This is a genomic window from Nodosilinea sp. FACHB-141 (assembly GCF_014696135.1).
Classification (GTDB): Bacteria; Cyanobacteriota; Cyanobacteriia; order Phormidesmidales; family Phormidesmidaceae; genus Nodosilinea.
This window is the reverse complement of record NZ_JACJPP010000018.1, coordinates 157,882-180,135: the sequence shown is the minus strand read 5'-3', so window position 1 is coordinate 180,135 and position 22,254 is coordinate 157,882. Positions and strand designations below refer to the sequence as shown.

The 22,254-nt window shown below is 56.2% G+C and carries 19 protein-coding genes and 1 riboswitch; of the genes, 12 read left to right on the top strand and 7 right to left on the bottom strand.

Going from position 1 to position 22,254, the window contains the following annotated elements:
- Nucleotides 1-237 precede the first annotated feature (237 nt).
- Both leuS and H6F59_RS19125 read right to left on the bottom strand, forming a co-directional pair.
- A complete protein-coding gene (leuS, locus tag H6F59_RS19130; RefSeq protein WP_190703940.1) occupies nucleotides 238-2,829 on the bottom strand; it encodes a leucine--tRNA ligase in 2,592 nt (863 codons plus the stop codon).
- Between the two features lie 190 nt (nucleotides 2,830-3,019).
- Nucleotides 3,020-3,610, bottom strand: coding sequence for a chromophore lyase CpcT/CpeT (locus H6F59_RS19125; protein ID WP_190703937.1), 591 nt, complete (start codon nucleotides 3,608-3,610; stop codon nucleotides 3,020-3,022).
- Between the two features lie 77 nt (nucleotides 3,611-3,687).
- Between H6F59_RS19125 and H6F59_RS19120 the strand changes: the two genes are divergently transcribed.
- Nucleotides 3,688-4,044, top strand: coding sequence for a hypothetical protein (locus H6F59_RS19120; RefSeq protein ID WP_190703934.1), 357 nt, complete (start codon nucleotides 3,688-3,690; stop codon nucleotides 4,042-4,044).
- The gene (locus H6F59_RS19115; RefSeq protein ID WP_190703931.1) at nucleotides 4,025-4,561 is read left to right on the top strand and encodes a plasmid pRiA4b ORF-3 family protein; all 537 of its coding nucleotides are present in this window, start codon (nucleotides 4,025-4,027) and stop codon (nucleotides 4,559-4,561) included. Before H6F59_RS19120 ends, H6F59_RS19115 begins: the two co-directional genes overlap by 20 nt.
- Here the strand turns inward: H6F59_RS19115 and H6F59_RS19110 are convergent.
- On the bottom strand, nucleotides 4,550-5,611 hold the full coding sequence (locus tag H6F59_RS19110; RefSeq protein WP_190703928.1) for a low specificity L-threonine aldolase: 1,062 nt from the start codon (nucleotides 5,609-5,611) through the stop codon (nucleotides 4,550-4,552). The two genes, H6F59_RS19115 and H6F59_RS19110, sit on opposite strands and share 12 nt — an antisense overlap.
- 202 nt (nucleotides 5,612-5,813) lie before the next feature.
- Between H6F59_RS19110 and H6F59_RS19105 the strand changes: the two genes are divergently transcribed.
- The 5 genes from H6F59_RS19105 to H6F59_RS19085 all read left to right on the top strand — a co-directional run bounded on the left by H6F59_RS19105 (nucleotide 5,814) and on the right by H6F59_RS19085 (nucleotide 11,592).
- On the top strand, nucleotides 5,814-6,347 hold the full coding sequence (locus H6F59_RS19105; RefSeq protein ID WP_190703925.1) for an LptA/OstA family protein: 534 nt from the start codon (nucleotides 5,814-5,816) through the stop codon (nucleotides 6,345-6,347).
- A gap of 942 nt (nucleotides 6,348-7,289) precedes the next feature.
- Nucleotides 7,290-8,003, top strand: coding sequence for a hypothetical protein (locus H6F59_RS19100; protein ID WP_190703922.1), 714 nt, complete (start codon nucleotides 7,290-7,292; stop codon nucleotides 8,001-8,003).
- A 145-nt stretch (nucleotides 8,004-8,148) separates the two neighbouring features.
- The gene (locus H6F59_RS19095; RefSeq protein WP_190703919.1) at nucleotides 8,149-9,396 is read left to right on the top strand and encodes a glycosyltransferase; all 1,248 of its coding nucleotides are present in this window, start codon (nucleotides 8,149-8,151) and stop codon (nucleotides 9,394-9,396) included.
- Nucleotides 9,397-9,593: 197 nt separating this feature from the next.
- Nucleotides 9,594-10,322 (top strand): LPS export ABC transporter ATP-binding protein, encoded by a 729-nt coding sequence (gene lptB / locus H6F59_RS19090; RefSeq protein ID WP_190521059.1) that lies wholly within the window; start codon nucleotides 9,594-9,596, stop codon nucleotides 10,320-10,322.
- A 163-nt stretch (nucleotides 10,323-10,485) separates the two neighbouring features.
- Nucleotides 10,486-11,592 carry an LptF/LptG family permease gene (locus tag H6F59_RS19085; protein WP_190521421.1) on the top strand — a complete coding sequence of 369 codons (1,107 nt, stop codon included), beginning with the start codon at nucleotides 10,486-10,488 and terminating at the stop codon, nucleotides 11,590-11,592.
- 268 nt (nucleotides 11,593-11,860) lie between these two features.
- Here the strand turns inward: H6F59_RS19085 and H6F59_RS19080 are convergent, their stop codons facing one another.
- Nucleotides 11,861-12,616 (bottom strand): HEAT repeat domain-containing protein, encoded by a 756-nt coding sequence (locus H6F59_RS19080; protein ID WP_190703916.1) that lies wholly within the window; start codon nucleotides 12,614-12,616, stop codon nucleotides 11,861-11,863.
- A 454-nt stretch (nucleotides 12,617-13,070) separates the two neighbouring features.
- Here H6F59_RS19080 and H6F59_RS19075 point away from each other — a divergent pair, with 454 nt between their 5' ends.
- Nucleotides 13,071-13,508 carry a hypothetical protein gene (locus tag H6F59_RS19075; protein ID WP_190703912.1) on the top strand — a complete coding sequence of 146 codons (438 nt, stop codon included), beginning with the start codon at nucleotides 13,071-13,073 and terminating at the stop codon, nucleotides 13,506-13,508.
- 19 nt (nucleotides 13,509-13,527) lie between these two features.
- Here the strand turns inward: H6F59_RS19075 and H6F59_RS19070 are convergent, their stop codons facing one another.
- Nucleotides 13,528-14,490, bottom strand: a complete 963-nt coding sequence (locus H6F59_RS19070; protein ID WP_190703908.1) for a ribonuclease Z — start codon at nucleotides 14,488-14,490, stop codon at nucleotides 13,528-13,530.
- Between the two features lie 194 nt (nucleotides 14,491-14,684).
- Between H6F59_RS19070 and H6F59_RS19065 the strand changes: the two genes are divergently transcribed.
- A complete protein-coding gene (locus H6F59_RS19065; RefSeq protein WP_190703903.1) occupies nucleotides 14,685-15,029 on the top strand; it encodes a hypothetical protein in 345 nt (114 codons plus the stop codon).
- 3 nt (nucleotides 15,030-15,032) lie between these two features.
- Entirely contained in the window at nucleotides 15,033-16,346 is a 1,314-nt protein-coding gene (locus H6F59_RS19060) for a recombinase family protein (protein ID WP_190703901.1), read from the top strand.
- A 57-nt stretch (nucleotides 16,347-16,403) separates the two neighbouring features.
- Here the strand turns inward: H6F59_RS19060 and asnS are convergent, their stop codons facing one another.
- Entirely contained in the window at nucleotides 16,404-17,789 is a 1,386-nt protein-coding gene (gene asnS, locus H6F59_RS19055; protein ID WP_190703896.1) for an asparagine--tRNA ligase, read from the bottom strand.
- A gap of 857 nt (nucleotides 17,790-18,646) precedes the next feature.
- Between asnS and H6F59_RS19050 the strand changes: the two genes are divergently transcribed.
- Both H6F59_RS19050 and ybaK read left to right on the top strand, forming a co-directional pair.
- Nucleotides 18,647-20,818, top strand: coding sequence for a glutamine synthetase III (locus H6F59_RS19050; protein ID WP_190703893.1), 2,172 nt, complete (start codon nucleotides 18,647-18,649; stop codon nucleotides 20,816-20,818).
- A 125-nt stretch (nucleotides 20,819-20,943) separates the two neighbouring features.
- The gene (gene ybaK, locus H6F59_RS19045; RefSeq protein WP_190703889.1) at nucleotides 20,944-21,426 is read left to right on the top strand and encodes a Cys-tRNA(Pro) deacylase; all 483 of its coding nucleotides are present in this window, start codon (nucleotides 20,944-20,946) and stop codon (nucleotides 21,424-21,426) included.
- 212 nt (nucleotides 21,427-21,638) lie between these two features.
- On the opposite strand, the gene H6F59_RS19040 is transcribed toward ybaK, so the two are convergent.
- Nucleotides 21,639-22,055 (bottom strand): DUF4278 domain-containing protein, encoded by a 417-nt coding sequence (locus tag H6F59_RS19040; RefSeq protein WP_190703878.1) that lies wholly within the window; start codon nucleotides 22,053-22,055, stop codon nucleotides 21,639-21,641.
- A gap of 45 nt (nucleotides 22,056-22,100) precedes the next feature.
- Nucleotides 22,101-22,182: riboswitch (Glutamine riboswitch) on the bottom strand.
- Between the last annotated feature and the right edge of the window lie 72 nt (nucleotides 22,183-22,254).

Here is a 22,254-nt window from a genome sequence, read left to right as displayed (position 1 = left end):
GTGTTTCGATGACCAGCATCAGCAAAAACTAGGCTAGTACCACGATACGTCACGACAAATGCTGACTCAGCGAAAGCTGTCGATTAACCCCTACCAGAGGATTGAGGAAATACGGCGATCGCTAATGATGCTGGTGCTAAAGCCCACCGTGACAGGTAGAGGCTAAACCAAACTAAATAACGGCACCACGCAGCGAAAGCCGCTGTATTGCATAAGGTGAACTGTAAAACAGGCTCTTTACCCCGCTACTACAAAGTTCACTAGCTTGCCTGGCACCACGATCACTTTCTTGATCTCCTTGCCTTCCAGGTAACGCTGAGCGACCTCAGATTCGCGGGCGTAGGTTTCTAGCGCCGCTTTGTCGGAGTCGGCGGGCACCTCTAGAGTGCCGCGCGTTTTGCCCATAATTTGGATGACCAGCGTGATTTCATCGACTACTAGGGCAACGGGGTCAAACACAGGCCAGGGGGCGCGGTGAACCGAGTCGGTGTTATCCAACTGGTGCCACAGTTCATCGGCCATGTGGGGCGCAAAGGGGGCCAGCAGCAGCACTAGCGCGCGCACACCCTCGGCATAGACAGGGGAGTTCTTGGCTGCAGAATCCGTGAGGGCGTTGCTGAGTTTCATAAGCTCTGAGACGGCGGTGTTGAACTGGTAGTCGCCATCGATGTCTTCGGTGATTGCCTGAATGGCGGTGTGGATGGCGCGACGCAGGGTTTTCTCATCTTTGGAGAGATCGGCGGCTGTATCCCCGGAGGGCGAACCACCATTCGCCCCTACGCTGGCGAGGTATTCGGTGACCAGTCGCCAGACGCGGTTGAGGAAGCGGAACTGCCCCTCCACGTCAGCGTCATCCCATTCCAAATCCTTCTCGGGGGGCGCTTTGAAGAGGATGAACATGCGGGCGGTGTCGGCCCCGTACTTAGCCAGCACCGATTTGGGGTCTACGCCGTTGTACTTCGACTTCGACATTTTTTCGTAGAACACCTCTAGGGCGTCGCCCGTGTCAGGATCCACAGGGTTCGTAGGATCAGCGACGTTTTCCGGGGCGACGTATTTGCCGGTCTTAGGGTTTTTGTAGGTGGTGTTTTGCACCATGCCCTGGGTCAGCAACCGCTCAAAGGGTTCATCGCAGGAGAGCAGGCCGCGATCGCGCAGCACCTTGGTAATAAACCGCGAATAAAGCAGGTGCAAAATGGCGTGCTCAATGCCGCCCACATACTGATCCACCGGCATCCAGCCGTTGGCCTGGGCTTGGGCAAAGGCCTGCTCGGGGTTTTTGGCATCGGTGTAGCGCAAAAAGTACCAGGACGAGTCGATAAAGGTGTCCATGGTGTCGGTTTCGCGCCGGGCGGGGCGGTTGCAGGTGGGGCAGGGCACATTCACCCAGTCGCCCAGCTGCGCCAGGGGCGAGGCTCCTCGCCCCGAAAATTCCACATCCTCGGGCAGGGTCACCGGCAGCTGCTCGTCAGGCACCGGCACAATGCCGCACTCGGGGCAGTGCACCACGGGGATAGGAACCCCCCAGTAGCGCTGGCGGGAAATCAGCCAGTCGCGCAGGCGGTAGTTGGCTTCGCCTTGGCCTTTGTCGTTAGATTCGAGCCAGTGAATGGCGGCTGGGACGCTCTCAGCCTCACCTTTACCCGCGGGAATGTCATTGAGCGGCCCAGAGTTGACCATGACGCCTTCCCCGGCCCAGGCGGCAGTCATGGTGTCGCCATCAATGGTTTCCCCTACCGGTTGCACCACGACCTTGATGGGTAGGCCAAACTTGCGAGCAAACTCAAAGTCGCGCTGGTCGTGGGCGGGCACCGCCATAATCGCCCCAGTGCCGTAGCCCATCAGTACGTAGTCTGCGATCCAGATGGGAATTTTGGCATCGTTGACGGGGTTCACGGCATAGCTGCCGGTCCACACGCCGGTTTTTTCACGGTCTTCGGCGGTGCGATCGATCTCGCTTTTAGCGGCGGCGGCCTTGCGGTAGTCGTCTACGGCAGCAACGCGATCGGGCGCAGTCAGCTTCTCCACCAGCGGATGCTCGGGCGACAGCACCATAAAGGTCGCCCCCCACAGGGTATCGGGCCGGGTGGTAAATACGGGCAGGGCATCCCCCGCCTCGCTTTTGAAGACTACCCGCGCTCCGGTCGATTTACCGATCCAGTTGGCCTGCATGGTGCGAACCCGCTCGGGCCAGCCGGGCAGCTTATTCAAATCTTGCAGTAGCTCTTCGGCATAGTCGGTAATTTTGAGGAACCACTGGCGCAGCAGCTTCTTCTCGACGATCGCCCCCGATCGCCACGACTTGCCCTCGCTATCTACCTGCTCGTTGGCCAGCACCGTTTGGTCGATGGGGTCCCAGTTGACCGCCGCCTCTTTCTGATAGGCCAGCCCCATCTGCAGCATCTGAATGAAAATCCACTGAGTCCAGCGATAGTAGTCGGGGGCACAGGTAGCTACCTCGCGCTCCCAGTCGTAGGAGAGGCCCAGTTCTTGCAGCTGCGCTCTCATCTGGGCAATATTTTGGTATGTCCACTTGGCTGGGTGAATGCCGCGATCGATCGCCGCATTTTCCGCTGGTAGACCAAAAGCATCCCAGCCCATGGGGTGCAGCACTCGGTAGCCCTGCATGCGGCGCACCCGTGCCACCACATCTGTAATCGTGTAGTTGCGCACATGACCCATGTGCAGGTTCCCCGACGGGTACGGAAACATAGACAGCGCGTAGAATTTTGGCTGATCGGGATTCTCGATCGCCCGATCTAGCCCTTGCTCGGCCCAAGCCTGCTGCCACTTCTTCTCGATGTCTGCGGGGATATATTTGGACTCCACGTCCTTGACTCCTAATGCTGCACTGGTGCGATGTTCCCCATCATAGCGATCAGTGGCGGCAGGGAGGCAAGTTGGTGTTGTGGAGTGATGGAGTAGGGGGGTGGGGAGTAGTGAGAACACCATTACCCCATTACCCGATCACTCCATTACCCCTTCTACTCCCATCACTCCATTACCCCTTCTACTCCCATCACTCCTTCACTTCATCCGCAAAGCTCGATCGCCGCTTAAACTCAAACGGCCCTGCCAACGATCCCCACAGGTGCTCGTGGGTTTCTGGGTCGCGGCCCCGGTCCCAGCTGACGAATTGGTCGGCGTCGATTTCAAATTCGCTATCTAAATAGGTAGTCTTGCCGTTGCGCTCAACCATGCAGGCTTTGCCGGGTTGAACCGCTCCCTTAAAGCTGTGGCCTGTCCAGTGGACAATCATGTCGCAGCCAGGGGTTTTTTCAAAATGGTCAGCAGTGAGTTTTGAGAGCTGATCGAGATTGCGAGAGGCTCCGTAGAAGGCTTCGGCGTCCTTGAGGGTGTAGTTCTCAATCAAAATGTGATCGCCCTGGGGGATGAGCTTCATGCCTCGGGCGCGGTAGGGCTGCTGGATCATAAAGTCGTAGGCCTGCTCAATGTAAAGCCCTAGGCCACCTAGGGTTTCGGTGGGCAGGGGGCGCATGCAGACACGGATGTGGGCAAACAGCGGCGGGTTTTCGAAGGCCTGCTGCTGGTTGCTAAAGTCTGCCGCCATCCAGCGGGCCAGGGTGTGAATGTCGGTGGCGTGGGTCATGGATGGGTTTAGAAATCATCGTGGTAAGGTTGACCCTAGTTTACAGGTTTGACGAGAGACCGTCAGAAAAGACCACGATGAAAAAGCTCCACCTAGCGCTCTCATCTAGTGATATTGCTGCCTCCGTGGCGGATTATTCAGCTCGTTTGGGATGCAGTCCTGCGCTAGTGATTGAGGGTACCTATGCCTTGTGGCGTACGGAGACGCTGAATCTTTCAATTCGCCATACCCCCGATATAGCGCCAGGACAGCTACGCCACCTGGGCTGGGAAGATGACGAAGCGCAGGCATTTACTGCCGAGGTGGATGTTAACGGCATTACCTGGGAGCGCTTCGCCGCCCGCCACCAGGCCGAGGAGATTCAAGCCCTATGGCCGGAAACGGATTATCGAGTTGAGGGCGGCAAGGAAACTAATGGACACCATGGAAACTGACTTGACTGCTGAAACCTACCACCTACATGTCGAACTGCTCGACAGCGACCCCTACATCTGGCGACAAGTCACTGTGCGGGGCGATGTCTCCTTGGCGGAACTCCACCGAGTGTTGGCAGCGGCGATGGGGTGGTCGGGGGAGGCTGACTATGTGTTTAAGGACCAGGGTAAAGTTTTGCCGGCTGGGGAAGAGCGATCGCTCTCTACCCTCATCACCCAGCCTGGCGAGGCGCTGATCTACAACTATGCTCCCGCCCAAGGCTGGCTGCACAAAGTCACGTTAGAGGCGATCGCCCCCGTCGGTCATCCCCTTCCCCACTGCACTGCCGGAGAGCGGCAATGCCCGCCGGAGTTTTGCAACGGCGTGTGGGACTACGTTGACCTGATCGATCGCTTGGGCGATGGCGATGATCCTGAGGAAATCGATGCTCTTTGGCAAAAAGTCGGCTACGATTTTGACCCTGAATGGTTTGATTTGGCCGCAGCCAACCAGCGATTGCAGGCTCTAGCGGAATAAGCTCACCGAATCTCGAATATCTGCGACTAGCTCATCGATCGCTTCAATGGTCGTGTTCCAGCCACACATCAGCCGCGCCCCGTCATTGCCGATGAAGGTATAAAACTTCCAGCCCCGACGATAAAGCTCGTCGATGAGGGACTGAGGCATTTGCACAAACACCCCGTTGGCCTGGCGCGGAAACAGAAGCTTCACCTCGGGAATTTGCCGCAGCTGCTGCTCAAGATAGGCGGCCATGCGGTTGGCGTGGTCAGCGTTGCGCAGCCACGCGCCCGTTTCCAACAACCCCAGCCAAGGAGCCGAGATAAACCGCATCTTTGAGCAGAGCTGCCCGGCCTGCTTACAGCGGTAGGCAAAGTCCTCAGCCAAGCTACGGTCAAAGAAAAGAATCGCTTCGCCTATCCCCATGCCGTTTTTGGTACCGCAGCAGCAGAGCACGTCAACGTCAGCCTTCCAGGTGAGCTCGGCCGGGGTTTTGCCAGAGGCCACTAGGGCGTTAGCAAAGCGAGCCCCATCCATATGCACCTTCAGCCCGTGGTGGCGCGCTAGACCGCTGAGGGCCGCTAGCTCATCGGTGGTGTAAAGAGTGCCCACCTCTGTAGCCTGGGTCAGGCTAATTACTTTAGGTTTGGGGTAGTGAATATCGGTGCGCTTGGTGATTAGCCGCTCCACGTCGGCGGGGTCGAGCTTGCCGTTGTCGCCCTGGGCCAGCAGCAGCTTAGAGCCATTACTAGCGAATTCAGGGGCACCGCACTCGTCGGTTTCGACATGGGCCAACTCGTGGCAAATAACGCTGTGGTACGACTGGCACAGTGCTGCCAAAGTTAAGGAGTTGGCTGCCGTGCCGTTAAAGACAAAAAATACTTCGCAGTCAATTTCAAAGATATTGCGAAAGGCATCCGAGGCCTTTTGAGTCCATTCGTCGTCGCCGTAGGCGGGCACATCTCCCTGATTGGCCTGCAGCAAATAGTCTAGGGCTTCAGGACAGATACCGGAGTAGTTGTCGCTGGCGAACTGGAGGGGGCGGGTAGTCGGCGGGACGGTGAGCATGATGGCTTTGGGGTGGAGGTGTTTTGAGGATAGCGTGAGGGAATCAAGGGGTGAAGCAGGGTATTCTGGGCTACAGCTTTTCTGAGGGAGAGGGGTGGACGGCGCTAGGGAGTGGACCAGGAATGGCAGGAGGAGAAGGGGGATGCAGTAAGATTGGGGAGCTATGGAAGCATTGAACCGCAACAGAACTGGATATTGGGCTATGGCGCGTAGGTCTCGCTGGGTTTGGATAGTAGCAGCGGTGGCTGGGGCCTCGGTAGCCCTAGATGGAGGTTCTTTAGCTCCGTTGGGTGGGGCACCGGCTCAAGCCCAGGATGGCGGCACCATCACCCTGCGCTCAGACATCCAGGAGGCCAATGCGGCCACGGGCATCATTACCGCCCGGGGCAATGTGCAGATCGATTACCCAACCCGTGGCATTCAGGCTACGTCGGCCCAGGCTGACTATTTCAGCAATGAGGATCGCATTGTGCTCAGTGGCAATGTTGTCGTAACGCAGAAGGGCAACACGCTGCGGGCCGAGGTAGTCACTTACCTGATCGAAGAAGATCGCTTTGTGGCTACCCCTCGTCCCAACGATCAGGTTGAGGCGGTTTATATTCTGCCTGAGTCCCCGCCGGCACCGACGTCAAACAGCGGCGGGGCCGGCGCTCGCCCCCCTGCCCCACGCCCTCCGGTGGTGCTAGATGTTAGCCCCGTTGAGGATGGAGCTCAGCCCTTAAATCCGGCTCAATAAAACGCCGTTTCCTAACTCTCAAAAGCTTTTTGGAAGTATCAGTTGCTACCAAAAAGCTGTATCTAGATTGGTGAGGGGTTTGGCCCACTTGACGTAAACAATCACGATGTTACGCTCGACAAGCTGTTTAGCGTTAGCTTCGATTGCTAATTACCTAATACCGTAAAGCTAAATTTGTTTCCTTAAACTTTATCAATTTCTTACGAATCAAGGATAGTTTGAGAAGCCTTTTCGCGCGATCGCAGGTTATTACCTCCGATTTAGCTAACATAAGTATGCACACACGCAGTAGAAGATTCGTATTGTAGCTCTGTCCAAATCGGTCAGATCGGTATTGATGTTCAAACTGGCTATGCTTTAAGTGTTCCCTGAATTATTAGAGACTGCTGCACGATTAACCAAGCTAAGTCGGTTCCTCCAGAATGAAACGCTGGTGAGGTTGTGCGGGCCGAAAAAATTACCTGTGATTTCTAGGCCTTTGAGTACGTGATATTGCGATATTAGCTTGATGCTAAATCTGTCTTTAGCGTCAGCTAGCTTGCGGTGACTCGACACTTTTTTAGACTAATGCAGTCTTATTGTTTTAGGGGCTTGTAGATGTCCCTAAAGACAGCCCTAGCGCTTTTTTGTGAGCGCTTAGAAATTGTCTTTACTCCTAGGAATCGTCACGCATAGTATTTCTTTGAGCTAATCGATATGCTTACCCACTTTCCTTGCGTTCCATTTCTGTCAGAAGCTTCTGCCGTCAGGCTAATGCAACGCTCGCTCAACAAATTAAAGATTGTTCTGCGGCTCTTTTGGGGCGATCCTAAGTTTTTAGTAATGAGCTGGCTAGCTCGTTTCATTGCAATTCGAGAGTGGGTTGCCCGTCGCGGTAGATATCTTCCCCCCGCGGTGCTTGATGCGACAGTGATTCACGCAACGGAGGGGGCCTGTCCTCTAATGAGCCCAGGCCAAGTGGCACAACTGATTCGCACCAACGGCTACTATGTTGGGTTTTCGCTACAGCCCAGCATTCTGCAGGGGTTGTTAACCTTTGCCAAGACGACGCCCTGTTATGCCAACCGCAATCCATCCCAACCGTTTTACATTCAGAACAAAGACAAAATAGTTAAAGACCTGGACACACCGCTGCTGGTGGCTGGCTATTTAGACAGCCATGAATCGTGCCAAGCTTATCAAAAAATTAAGCATGATCCTTACCTTTTAGCGATCGCTAGTCAGTACCTCAACCACCCAGCGGTGTACCTTCGAGGCGAGCTAGCGTGGGGGTTTCCGGCTCCTGCTACCCTAGACGACAAAATTAAAACAGCGCGGGTTTACCACTGTGACATCAATGACTTTAAAACGATCAAATTCTTCTTTTACCTCACCGAAGTGGGCGAGGACGAAGGCCCCCATGTCTATATGCAAGGCACTCACCGTACGAGAAAGTTTAGCCACCAGGGGCTGGGTCAGCGCTGCGCGGCGATCGATGACGAAACCCTGGTTCAAACCTATGGCCGCGATCGCGTTCAGGTGGTTACCGGTGCCGCTGGACTGGGCTTTGCGGGAGATCCCTACTGCCTACATAAGGGCACTGTACCCACTAAAAATCCTCGCCTGCTGCTACAGCTAGAATTTGGCATTACTCCCTACCGCATCTGGTACTTTTAGGGTTTGTGATGTTTGCGCTCCTTAGTCTTTTTATCCTCAGGAGTTTGGCCCATATTATTCTCAACTAACCTTCAGAATAGGGCGTTTGCTAACATCATTTTTGCCTGCAATTGTTAAAGCGTATCCGTTAGGAATAAATATAGAGATGTCGATCGCTCAACTTGACGCTGCTGAGCAGGAGCCTAGAAAAATAGCCTACCTGGTTAATCAGTACCCTAAGGTTAGCCATAGTTTTATTCGCCGTGAAATTGCTGCCCTTGAAACCCAAGGGCTAACGGTAGCTAGGTTTTCGATTCGCTCCTGCGCTGATGAGCTGGTAGACCCAGACGACGTCAAAGAGCTAGACAAAACTCAGATCGTGCTAGACCATCCCTGGTCTGAGCTGCTACTCACCATCGCCGGGGTTGTGCTACAGCGACCCATAGCGTTTGTAACTGCCCTCAGCTTGGCCTTTCAGCTCGGCTTTAAGGACGAGTCGGGGCCGCTGTATCACTTGGCATACCTGGCCGAAGCCTGTGTGCTGCTGGCTTGGTTTAAGGCTGCCAATATCGACCATGTGCACGCCCACTTTGGCACCAACTCGACGACCGTAGCCATGCTATGCCATGTACTAGGCGGGCCACCCTACAGCTTTACGGTGCATGGCCCAGAAGAGTTTGACAAAGTGAGGGCGATTTCACTAGCCGAAAAAATCAGGCGCGCTGCCTTTGTCGTCGCCATTAGTTCCTTCGGCAAGAGCCAACTGTACCGCTGGACGGCCCTGGAAGACTGGCCCAAAGTCCACGTCGTGCACTGCGGACTCGATCAAAACTTTCTAGCCCAAGAGTTTACACCTATTCCAGAGCAGCGCCACCTGGTCTGTGTGGGGCGCCTCAGTGGGCAAAAGGGCCATTTGCTGCTGCTGGAGGCTGTCAAGCAGCTGATCGATACAGGCTATCGATTTACCGTTGTGCTGGCGGGTGATGGCGAAATGCGATCGCAGGTCGAAGGGTTAATTGCTGCCTACGGACTGCAAAACTGCGTTTCAATTACCGGATGGGTCTCCAGTGAAGTTGTCAAGGCCCAGTTACTCAAAGCTCAGGCGCTGGTCTTGCCCAGCTTTGCCGAGGGCTTGCCCGTTGTTATTATGGAGGCCCTGGCCATAGGGCGACCGGTCATTACTACCTCAATCGCCGGCATTCCTGAGCTGGTCGAAACTGGCGTCAACGGCTGGCTGGTCGTGCCCGGATCGGTGGAGTCGCTGGTCAAGGCTATGCGCGCTGCCCTTGATACCTCCCCAGCAGAGCTAGAGACTATGGGCAAATCAGGCATGGCAAAAGTCGCGCAGCGGCACAATATCGACCTTGAGGCTGCCCATCTAGCCCGGCTTTTTGTTGAGAGTGGCCAAAGCTAGGCGGGTTTTCTAAGTTTGTTCCTGGCCCTCAGTGGTTGTGTAGGGCTGGGTTCTCAAGGACACCTCGACAAAGCCCACCGGTCTAACAATTTGGGCGAAGCGCCCCAACAGGCTTGTTGGGGGCGCCGCCTAGAGTAGGGAAGAGCTTTGATACAATTTACGCAGCTCAATCAACCTCTACTGGCCCAGGCGCGCCCTTGAAAATCGTACTTGACAACGTTCAAAAGACCTACGGCAAGCGTCAGGTGGTCAACCGGGTTAGCTTGTCAGTGGCCCAAGGCGAAATTGTTGGCCTGCTAGGGCCGAACGGCGCAGGTAAAACCACAACCTTTTATATGGCGACCGGCCTGGAGCGACCTGATGCGGGTAAGGTTTGCCTTGACCAGATCGATATCACTGACCTGCCTATGCATCAGCGAGCGAGGCTAGGCATTGGCTACTTGGCCCAGGAACCAAGCATTTTTCGCAACCTGTCAGTGGCCGACAACATTTTGCTGGTAATGCAGCAGACACGCGTCCCTCCAGAGGAGTATGGCGATCGCCTTCAAGACCTGCTTAAGGAATTTCGCTTGGAGAAAGTAGCCAACACCCTAGGCATTCAGGTGTCAGGGGGAGAACGGCGGCGTACAGAACTGGCCCGCTCTCTTGCCTCTGGCCCCGAAGGTCCCAGCTTTTTGTTCTTGGATGAACCCTTCGCTGGGGTTGACCCCATTGCCGTTAACGAAATTCAAGAGATTGTGGCTAAACTGCGCGATCGCGACATGGGTATTCTCATCACTGATCACAACGTGCGCGAGACCCTGCGCATTATCGATCGCGCCTACATCATGAGCGACGGGCAAATTCTCGCTTCGGGCAACGCTGACGATCTCTCCAACAATCCCCTGGTGCGTGAGCACTACCTGGGCAAAGACTTCGCTATTTAGCCACCTCATCCTTCGACTGCCTGGTCCAAAAACTCAACGGGCAATGGGTACTACGCATCCCTGGCCCCCTTTGCCCATAATGTAGAGTCAGGCCTCTTACCGTTAACTTATGGCTTCAGCTCCTGCTACCTTTAAGCGCCTCGGCTCCCCGCTGCTAACGGTGATGGATCGCTACATCGCTAAAGAGCTGACCATGCCCTTTTTGTTTGGAGTGGGGGCATTTTCCTCCATTGGCATTTCGATTGGGGCGCTGTTTGAGCTAATTCGCCGTATTACCGAGTCGGGGCTGGCCATTACCCTGGCGGCGCAGATCTTTCTGCTCAAGCTGCCCGAGTTCATTGTGCTGGCCTTTCCCATGTCAACGCTGTTGGCTACCATGATGACCTACAGCCGCTTCTCCAGCGACAGCGAGCTGATTGCCCTGCGGGGGGTGGGGGTAAGCATTCGCCGCATCATCACTCCCGCCGTGGTGCTCAGTCTGTTGGTGACGGGGCTCACCTTTGTGTTCAACGAGCTGATTACTCCCGCCGCCAACTATCGGGCTGCCATCACCTTAGAGCAGGCGCTGAAGTCAGAGCGGCCTCCGTTTCAAGAGCGCAACATCTTTTATCAGGAGTTTCAGCCCGCTAGCGACGACCCTGCTGCCCAGGAGCTGAAGCGCCAGTTCTATGCCCGTCGCTTTGACGGCACCACTATGCATGGGTTGACTATTCTTGACTTTTCCCAGAAAGGGCTCAACCAGGTGGTCAGCGCTGAGTCAGCCAACTGGGATGTGGAGAGCAACGCCTGGACCTTCTACAACGGCACCATCTACGTAGTGGCTCCCGACGGCTCCTTCCGCAATATCATCACCTTTGAGACCCAGAAGCTGCAGCTGCCCCGTACTCCCCTAGATCTGGCGGGCCGCACCAAAAATGACACTGAGATGAACATTGCTGAGGCCACCCAGCAACTGGAGCTGGTACGCCAGAGTGGCGACGAAAAGATGATCCGCCGCTGGCAAATTCGCATTATGCAGAAGTATGCGCTGCCCTTTGTTTGCGTGGTGTTTGGCCTGGTGGGGGCCTCCATTGGGGTGCTGCCTCAGCGCACCAGCCGCGCCACCAGCTTTGGCATCAGCATTGTGATTATTTTTGGCTACTACCTGCTCTCGTTCATTACTAACGCTATGGGCGAGGTGGGGGCGCTGTCGCCGTTTATGTCGGCCTGGCTGCCGACGCTGTTGGGGTTGGCGATTGGCCTATATCTGCTGTTTCGAGCGTCTAAGTAATCGTCGTTCGGGATTGGGAAGTATTTGGTTTTAGGTTGGAACGTTCTAACCCGTTAACTTTTCAACTAGAACCCTAAGCTTTAATAAATCACAAACACGCTTTCTTGCCGTAATTCAGTCCTCTCCCCCAGCCCCTCTCCCAGGAAGGAGAGGGGAGCCGGAAAACTTTCAAAGTCCCTCTCCCAGCTTGGGAGAGGGATTTAGGACGGGGGCTGCGGGGACTTTGTGATCTACTGAGTTCACGTATCTCCCCTGATCCGCTCCTTTGCTAAAAAAAGAAACCATCCTGCTCGATTTCTTCGATGGTTTGTAGACCGCGCGTATCGCCCACCTTGAGCAGGGCGGTGCGGGCGTCTTCGCGCACGCCCAGGTCATCTTCTTCAGCGAAGCTTTCGATCAGGGCATCGATCGCCGTGTGATAGACCACGTTAGAGGGCAGCTCGCGGCAGAGCTGACCTACAGTCCAGGCGCAGTTGCTGCGCACTGCCGGAACTGGGTCGCGGCGCAGCCCTTCGATCAGGGGGGGAATGGCGGCAATGACCGACTCGTAGTTGACCTGTGCCATCTGGGCCAGGGCGCTGGCCGCCCACAGCCGCACGGCGGCAATATCGGTGCGCAGGGCTTCGATTAGGGGCAGCAGCGATCGCGCATCGTGGGCGTTGCCCAGGGCCCACACTAGACCCTTGCGCACGTAGCCATTCCAGTCGGTGGTCAACTGGGCAATGATGGGCTCTACCGCCGAGCGATCGGGGTTGCGGCCCAGGGCATAGGCGGCACTCACCCGCACCAGGGGACAGGGATCGCTCAGCAGCGTTGTCAGGGGGCCCACCGCCCGCCTGTCTTCTACCTCGCAAAAGGCCCGCGCCGCTAGCATGCGCTGCTGCGGATCGGCGGCGGTCAGCAGGGGCAGCATCGCCTCGGGGTCGAACTGGGGAGCTTGTTCCTCGTCTACGGGGCCCAGGGCATCGAGGGGGTCGGCAAACTCCAGTTCGGGGTTTAGTGTGGAGAGATCGTCGTCATACATAGGGCTACTTTATCCGGTTACGCGGCACTTTTAGCGCTGGCAAGGGCACTCTGCAAACTTTCGTTAAGCAGGGCAAAGGGCCATAAGTTAATGCGTGTTGAGCAGCGGTTCAGGGAGGGCGATCGCCAGCAGTTCCCAGATCTGTTCTGCCAGCTGAATTTTCTGGCTGCTATGCAAAAAACTACATTGAGCAGACCGTAGGGTAGATTCTCTAGCCCTGGAGAGGCGAAATAACCTACCTCGAAGCAGGTTTGTCAGATCTGATTTCCGAAGAATATCAGTAGATACCTGTGGCCCAAGCCAGGCAGCCGCTAGGATGAAACCATAGACCGGGGCTGCGCAAAGGAGCATTGGCAACGCTTCATTCTGCCTGGCGAAGCACATTGTGTCAGGTTATCAATGCCTGTTTAGACCCCAGGAAGGCCCCGCCAAAGTAATTAGGAACCTCACCGCCATGGCATCCCAGGACCAAGTTAGAAATTTTTTAGCCCACTGGTTTCAGCTGGGCAAACCGGTCGTGCTGGCCGAAGGTCGGGGCGAGCAGCTGCCCGACCCAATTTTTCAAAATGGTCAATATAGCCAAGCCTTTGAAGACTGCTGGCACCGCATTATGGTGACCAGCGGCCAAGACTGCTATCTCAAAGGCACCAGCCAGAGCATTGCGGCGATGCTGTCGCCCGCTTGGGATGTGGCTCCCTGTGCTCGTTGTGACATGCCGATTGTTATTCCCACGGCCGGTACGATGACGGAGCTCTGCCCCTGCAATGACCTGGCTACCTGGCCCAACACAGAGATTCCCATGCCCCGCACCGCGGTGGATAACCAGCACCATTTAACAGCGTTGAGACAGCGGTTAAATGTGGCGCCGAGTAAGCCCGCCGCCAATCGCTAAAGGTAATCCCTCGCCAGACCTAGACGGAGGAGGACGCCAGCACCTTCTCGTCATGGCGCGGAATGTCGTAGACCAGAAAGTCATGGGCCAGGTTAGTGTTGGGAAAGATGGCCCGGGCCTCGGCCAGTAGGTCGGGCAGCTGAATATCGTTGCCCGGAGCGTAGCGAGGGCTGAAGTGGGTCATGATCAGCTGTTTGGCCTGGGCGCTAAGGGCGACCTGAGCTGCCATGGTTGAGGTAGAGTGCAGCCGTTGGTAGGCTAAGTCGGCGTCACGGTGGGAGAAGGTAGCCTCGTGGATCAATACGTCGGCTTGGATGGCGAGGGTGACGGCGCGATCGCAATAGATTGTGTCGGTGCAGTACACCAGCTTGCGCCCCACCAGATCTGGCCCGCAGAGATCGGCCCCATTGATAGTGCGACCGTCATCAAGCTTGACCCGCTGCCCCTGCTTCAGCTGACCGTAGATGGGGCCAGAGGGAATGCCTAGGGCCTGGGCGCGTTTGACATCGAAGTGGCCGGGGCGATCGCGCTCCTCAATGCGATAGCCGTAGGCGGGCACCCGGTGCTCTAGCAAATCGCAGGTCACCCGAAAGTCGTCGTCCTCAAATACCAAGCCGGGCTCCACGGCGTGGATTTTGATCGGCAGCGAAAAGTGGGTTTGGGAATAGCGGCGGCTAGCTTGCAGGTAGTCATTAAGGGGCTTGGGGCCGTAGATATCGATGCGCTGCTGTCGGTTGCCCGCCAGGCCACAGCTGGCCAGCAGCCCCATCAGGCCAAAAATGTGGTCGCCGTGCATGTGGGTAATAAAAATGCGGCGAATTTGGCTCGACTTAAACTCGCTGCGCAAAAATTGGTGCTGGGTGCCTTCGCCACAGTCAAACAGCCACACCTCGGCCCGCTGGGGCAGCCGCAGGGCCACACTCGACACATTGCGGGCGCGGGTTGGCACGCCAGAACTGGTACCCAAAAATGTAATCTGCAAAGAAACCGCCTCTGGGAAACGCGAGGAGCTAGGAGGGCAAGCCCATAGCCCCAGCTTACCCACCTATCTTGCCACGACCCAGAGCCAATGGCCGGAGCCAACGGTATGAAACTAAAGCCGCAGAGTATTATCGACACAGGGAGGCATCCCTGCCCAAGGCCACAAATCAAAGCCGCAGCGATGAGGAAACACCGATGATTTCAATGACTTATTTGCTGACAGCGATGCTGACGGGGCTGGGTCTGGTGGCCACGATTCCCGCTATGCAGGCGGCTCCGCCGAGCATGCACTACGCCTGGCAGGTCTTAGGCATCGATATTGCCCAATGTCTGAGCCAGGCTCGACAAGCGCTAGAATCTCAGGGATTAGAGCCGGTGCAAAACGATGCTACCAGCGTGGCGGGGCGCTCTGAGACGGCAACGGCAATGTTTGTGTGTGTCGAGAACCCACCAGCCACTACCACGGTGATGGTAGTGGTGGCTAGCGACAGCGACGAACAAGCGCTAGCCCTGCGTGAAGCGCTGAAGCAAGCGTTCTAGGTCATGCGCATTGTCGCCTACTGCTACCGAGAAGTTGGGGCCTCAACCGCTCCCTTTCTTGAGACCCTAGAGGAGGAGATGCTGGCATCGGTGGAACGGGTATATACCGATGTAGCATTGCCAACTGAGCTAGAGTATCGGCCAGAGCGCGATCGCCTGCTAGCCGACCTGCAAGCTAATCCCGCCGATCGGGTTTTGGTGGACAACCTTGCTGCCTTGGGCAACAATCCCGAAGACATTCGCCACTGGGTACAGGCCCTGGCCTCTGCCGGGGCTGAAGTGGTCACTCTAACCGATGACGCCGTTGATTTAGACAGCATCTTGCAGGGGGCCAACCTGGCTAGCGATCAGCGCCGCCGCCGCCTGCGCGAGGGGCATGCCCGCAGCCGTCTACAGGCGCTACCGCCCCCGGGCAAGCCACCCTACGGCTACCGTCGGGGCCAGGGCCGTTACCTGATCGATCGCGCCACGGCTCCGGTAGTCACCGCCTTTGTCAACGAATTTTTGCTCTACGGCTCGCTGCGGGGGGCTGTGCGGTTCATCGAGGGCAAGCTGGGCAAGCGAATTTCGGTGTCTACCGGGCGGCGCTGGCTCACCCACCCGGTGTATCGAGGCGACCTGCAATACCAGGATGGCAACGTCCTGCGCGACACTCATGCCGCTATTATCAGCCGCGAAGAGGCGGCCCAGATCGATCGCCTGCTGCGCCGCAACCGCCCTCTGCCGCCACGTACCGCTGGGGCACCGCGATCGCTAGCCGGCCTCGTCACCTGTCAATCATGCGGGCAACCTCTGACCATTTCCAAAACCGCTCCCCGAGGTCAGGCCAAAAGCTATCTTTACCTGCGATCTAGCGGCTGCCCCAGGTCTCCCGGCTGCCCCGCCATTCCCTACGACGATGCCCTACATCGCATCGTGAATCAGATCTGTCAAGAGTTGCCCCCGGCGGTAGCCCAATTCACGGCCAGAATTCCCCCCGGTGCTCCCGCCCCCAGCACCAGTTTGCAGGGTGCGATCGCTGCTAAGGAGGCCGCGATCGCCCAGTTGCCCACCCTAGAAGAATCTGGCGTTCTGGACGCTGAAACTGCTGCTTTACGCCGCTACAAGCTAAGGGGCGAAATTTCCACCCTGCACCAGCAGCTCGCTCAGCTACCCCCCGTTAACCTGCAGGAGCTGTCCCAGTCAGTGTCAATTCCCCAGTTTTGGCTCGATCTCTCTGAAGCCGAGCGGCGCTTCTTCTTCCGCGAATTCATCCGCAACATCCAGATCGTGCGACAGGATAAAGATTGGTGGATAGAGTTGGTACTGGTGTTTTAAAGATAATTGCCTTAAAAATCCTCTAACTCAGCCGGTTTTGTCAGAGCCTCTAAGGCACTAAAACTCGATGCTGTCCGGGGTACGGGGGAAGGGAATAACATCGCGGATGTTGCTCATGCCGGTCATAAACTGCACCAGGCGCTCGAAACCTAGACCGAACCCAGCGTGGGGCACGGTGCCAAAGCGGCGTAAATCGAGGTACCACCAGTAAGTCGCTGGATCTAGCCCCGCCTCGACAATGCGGCGCTCCAGAACATCCAGCCGTTCTTCCCGCTGGGAGCCGCCGATGATCTCACCCACCTTAGGGGCTAGCACATCCATGGCAGCGACGGTTTCACCGCCATCGTTGAGGCGCATGTAGAAGGCTTTGATGCCGGTGGGGTAGTCGGTGACGATCACTGGCTTTTTGAACAGTTCCTCCGCCAGGTAGCGCTCGTGCTCTGACTGCAAGTCGATGCCCCACTCGACTGGAAATTCAAATTTTCGGTCTGTCTTTTCTAGCAGCTTCACCGCATCGGTGTAGGTGATGCGCTCGAAGGTGTTGTTGATAATGTTGTCGGCGGTGGCCAACACTGAGTTGTCGATGCGATCGTTGAAGAACGTCATATCCTCCGGGCACTGCTCTAGCACTGAGTGGAAGATGTACTTGAGGAATTCTTCAGCCAAATCCATATTGCCGGTCAGGTCGCAGAAGGCCATCTCCGGTTCCACCATCCAAAACTCGGCCAGGTGGCGGGAGGTGTTAGAATTTTCAGCCCGAAAGGTGGGACCAAAGGTGTAGACATCGGTAAAGGCCATCGCCATAATCTCGGCCTCAAGCTGGCCGCTGACGGTGAGGTAGGCGGGCTTGCCAAAGAAATCTTGGCTGTAGTCCACTGCGCCGGCTTTATCCTTGGGCGGATTTGCCAGGTTTAACCCCGTGACGGCAAACATTTCCCCTGCCCCCTCGCAGTCACTGGCGGTAATGATGGGGGTGTGAATCCACAAAAAGCTGCGCTCATTGAAGAACTGATGGATTGCCTGGGCGCAGGCATTGCGAACCCGAAAGACGGCGCTGAGGGTATTAGTACGTGACCTGAGATGCCCCAGCGTTCGCAAATACTCAAAGGAATGCCGCTTTTTCTGAAGCGGGTAGGTTTCTCCGTCTGCCGTACCAAACACGGTGATTGAATCGCCCTGCAACTCCACGCGCTGGCCTTTGCCGGGTGATTCTACCAGGGTGCCGCCAATTTCGACCGACGACCCAGTGGTGAGGTCTTTGACGACGGTGTCGTAGCCCGCTAGGTCGGCATTGAGCACTACCTGCAAACCCGCCATCGATGAGCCATCGTTGACATCCACAAAGGTGACGCCCTTGGCCTCACGCTTAGTGCGCACCCAGCCTTGGATGGTGGTGCTCTGACCCGGTTCGCCTTTGTGCAGAATGTCTCGGATGCGCGGCATAGTCGTGCTCGGTCTGTAGTGGGTTTACACAGAATGTTAACTATTCTGACCCAGAGCGGTGCTGAACGGGGGCCTAAGGGTGAATCCTCTTTGATTAGCCTCGATTCATCAGATCAACCCATAACGCCCCCGGCGTTGCCGCGCTAATACTCCTAACCCATCATCTGGGTTGGATGGACCTAGGCTCCACCTTAGAGCCTGGCCTCAGCAAAGTTGCAATTGAGCATCAATCTGTAGGGACCTAAATTAACCGACAAATGTATTCGTCGCTACAAAAGCCCCCTAGGCTTTGCCTCTACTATCCATAATGCAAATTTCTACGGGTTTTTAACCCGATCGCTGGCAAAACCCAAAGACTGAAATTGTTGTTCTGATAGTTTCCAGGGTGATTTCAGCTAGTTAGAGAAGTGCGGCTTTTGGGTTTAGTTTTGATCTAAACATCGAGGTTTTTTTATTCCTCAAGGTCTGTTTGGGTGGCGTCGTTAGATAGGGCTCAAAAACATTGTCTAGGCCTATGAGCCATCCACCCTTAGCCTTTTGGGTACTTCACGCTTGTCTGAGAGGTTTGTTTTGTCTGCTAGGCGATCAGCATTGTAAACAGAAATTTCCCGTTACGGGGTTGCCAGTTTCTGTCTCGGCAATGTGGTTTTCCCCAAGGATGCCTAGCCGTCAAGCCTCTCAGACTTTTCTAATGGAGGCGATCGCGATGACTCTTCAGGGTTGGTCTTTGACCATCGCCCCAGGAGCAATCTTATCGATCACGATTTCCAGGGCGGGTTCTTCTGATATTCGTAGCCGAGAGTTACCCCGCACCAGTGATAGCTTTGCTTAATTTCTCATCCAACTAGGAGACTTCTATGAGCGGAAACGAATTGCGGGCCCAGGCTATTGCTAGCATCGCCTGCCGTCCCAAGGTAGCAGTGAGCGCTCCTGGGCGGCTCGAAGATCTCTGGGCTAAGGACGTTTTTAGCCTCAGCAAGATGCAGGAGTGCCTGCCCAAGTCGGTGTTCAAGTCGGTGCAAAAGACTATTACCACCGGGGCTCCCCTGGATGTGTCGGTGGCGGATGTCGTGGCTGTGGCCATGAAAGATTGGGCTACCTCCAAGGGGGCGCTGTACTACTCCCACATGTTCTACCCCCTGACCAACGCTACCGCTGAAAAGCACGATGGCTTTATCTCCGTGCAGAGCGACGGGTCAGTGATTTCAGAGTTTTCTGGCAAAGTGCTGGTGCAGGGTGAGCCCGACGGTTCCTCCTTCCCCAACGGCGGCATTCGCTCCACCTTTGAGGCCCGGGGCTACACCGCTTGGGATGTCACCAGCCCCGCCTTCGTTATGGAGACTGAGAACGGCGTCACCCTCTGCATCCCCACGGTATTTGTCTCCTGGACGGGGGAAGCGTTGGACAAAAAAACTCCGCTGCTGCGCTCCAACGCCGCCATGAGCAAGGCCGCCACCCGGGTGCTCAAGTTGCTGGGCCACAGCGAAGTTGCCCCAGTCAACTCCAGCTGCGGTGCTGAGCAAGAGTACTTTTTGGTAGATGCTAGCTTTGCCAATATCCGACCCGACCTGCTGCTGGCGGGCCGCACCCTGTTTGGCAAGGCCCCGGCCAAGGGCCAGCAGTTCGACGATCACTACTTTGGGGCTATCCCCGAGCGGGTGCAGGTGTTCATGCAGGATGTAGAGGAAAAGCTCTACCGCCTGGGCATTCCCGCCAAAACTCGCCACAACGAGGTGGCCCCCGGCCAGTTTGAGATTGCTCCCTTCTTTGAAGCCGCCAACGTGGCCAGCGACCACCAGCAGCTGATCATGACGGTGCTGCGCAACACGGCTAAAAAGCACGGTTTTGTTTGCCTGCTGCACGAAAAGCCTTTCGCGGGCATCAACGGGTCGGGTAAGCACGTTAACTGGTCGGTGGGCAACGCCACCCAGGGCAACCTGCTGGATCCGGGCGACACGCCCCACTCCAACGCGCAGTTTCTGGTGTTCTGCGGGGCGGTGATTCGCGGCGTGCATAAGTATGGGCCGCTGATGCGGGCGGTGATTGCCAGCGCCAGCAACGACCACCGTCTGGGGGCCAACGAAGCACCACCGGCGATCATCTCCATCTACCTGGGCAGCCAGCTTCAGGATGTGTTTGACCAAATTGCCTCGGGTGAGGTCACTGGTTCCCAGGCAAAAGGCGACATGGATCTGGGTGTGGCCACCCTGCCGGTGTTTCCTAAGGATGCGGGCGATCGCAACCGCACCTCACCCTTTGCCTTTACCGGCAACCGGTTTGAGTTTCGTGCCGTGGGTTCAGGCCAGTCGGTTTCTGGGCCGTTGGTGGCGATGAACACCATTCTGGCCGACTCGCTCGACTGGATGGCCGACCAACTTGAGGCCAAACTGGGCAGCGGTGTCGAACTCAACGTCGCCATCCACGACATTCTGCGCGATGTAATTCGCGACCACGGGGCTGTGGTGTTTAACGGCAACGGCTACTCCACTGAGTGGCATGAAATGGCCGTCAACGAGCGCGGGCTGCTCAACCTGCGCACTACCGCCGATGCCCTACCCGTGCTGCGCGAACAGTACATCGAAGACTTGTTTGCCAAAGAGAATGTGCTCACCCCGGTGGAGCTGGGCAGCCGCTTTGAGGCCTACTCTGAGCAGTACATTCAGCACATTGAGGTCGAAGCCAAGCTAGTGATCAGCATCGCTAAAACCATCATTTACCCCGCCGCCGTGCGCTATATGGGCGAACTCGCCAAGACCATTGACAGCCTCAATGGGCTCGGCATTGAGTTTGGCAAAGACAGCGTGGCCAAGGTGGCTGAGTTGACTAAGTCGATGATGGCCTCGGTAGACGAGTTAAGCGACTTGCTGACCAAGCACTTCATGTCGGTGGAAGAGCACATGCAGTTCTGCGCCCAAACCATTCTCCCCCTGATGGTTCAGGTGCGCGAGTACGCCGATGCCTTGGAGGGCGAAGTGGCTGATGACCTCTGGCCCCTGCCCACCTACCAGGAGATGCTGTTTATTAAGTAGGGTCAAAGAAGCCAAGGGCAAGGGTTTAAGGTGTCGAGTTTACGGTTTGGGGCGCACCCCTTGAACCTGATACCTTGTACCTTAAACCCTTTTAATTTGACCTTTCAAAGTTCTACCGTCGTTCCGTGAGCAAGACCAACGCCGCCCGCATACTCGATCGCCTCAAGCTGCCCTACCAACTGCTGGAATATGAGGTGGATCCCGACGACCTGGCTGCTGAGAGCACCGCTGAAAAACTGGGATTGCCGCCGGAACAGGTGTTTAAAACCTTAGTGGTCAAAGGCGATCGCACGGGTGTTTGCCTCGCCGTCATCCCCGGTAGCGCCCAGCTTGATCTAAAAGCGCTGGCGGTGCTGGCGGGCAATCGCAAAACCGACACTGTGCCCCTTAAAGACGTACAGCCTCTCACAGGCTACATTCGCGGCGGCGTCACCGCCTTGGGCACTAAAAAAGCTTATCCAGTCTACGTGGATGAGTCGATCTGCACCTTTGAGACGGTGGCCGTATCGGCAGGCAAACGAGGCCTAATGCTGTGGTTGGCCCCCAACGACTACCTGACTGCAACTGAGGGAACATTGGGGGCTTTGGTCAAAAAAACGACGCCCTAGCCCAGTTTCGGATAGAACTTTAGCTGTCAATCCCCGGCTCACTTCCCTATGTGGGAAGCTTTGTAGCAGTCCATGGGGGCGATCGCTCTTATACCAAAGCAGACGAGAAACTTTGGGCGATCGCTCTAAAAATTGCAAAGAAAAGGACACCCCCTTGGGAGTGTCCCTCACTGCTCCAGCTACAGCAAAAAACGGAGTTGCTGACGCAAAGCTTAAACCACTTGGTGTAGCTCAGCCTCAAGCTGCTTCAGCAGTTGATCGTTACCCTGGGCACGGGCCACTTCAATACGATGCTGAGTCGACTGCTGAATGCTAGTGCGATGAGCTTCAGCCGCTTCTTGCAGCAGGTGACGCCGGGCGGGTAGCCCTTTGCCTGCCGCAGTCCGCTCCGCCTGCAACACAGGCTGACGATCGGAAGCCGCCGTGGAAGACTCAATTTGCCCGTGGCAATTGGTGCTATAGCTAACTCCACGATAAGTGTAATTACCGATAGGTTGGGTTATCGGTAAATGCTTAACGTAGGAAAATTTTATCGGACGACCCCGGTAGGATCCAGTTAGCTCACTTTCACGCACTTCTAGAGAAGGCGGGTTGTAATCGTAATCTACGCCGCGATAGCAAAGTTTCATGTCACGCCTCTTGTTGACAAAGGATTTAACAAACTGCCTAAGCAGGGTGCGTTCCTTCGGGAGCCAATCTCCTTACTTCCGTCTAGGGCGTAGTGGAGTAGTCTCCAGGTGGCCTCAGATGAACGTCAACGTACTTTCTGTATTCAATTTTACTAAATCCTTTGGATGTCAACAAGCCATGTCATTTAATTTAAAGGAA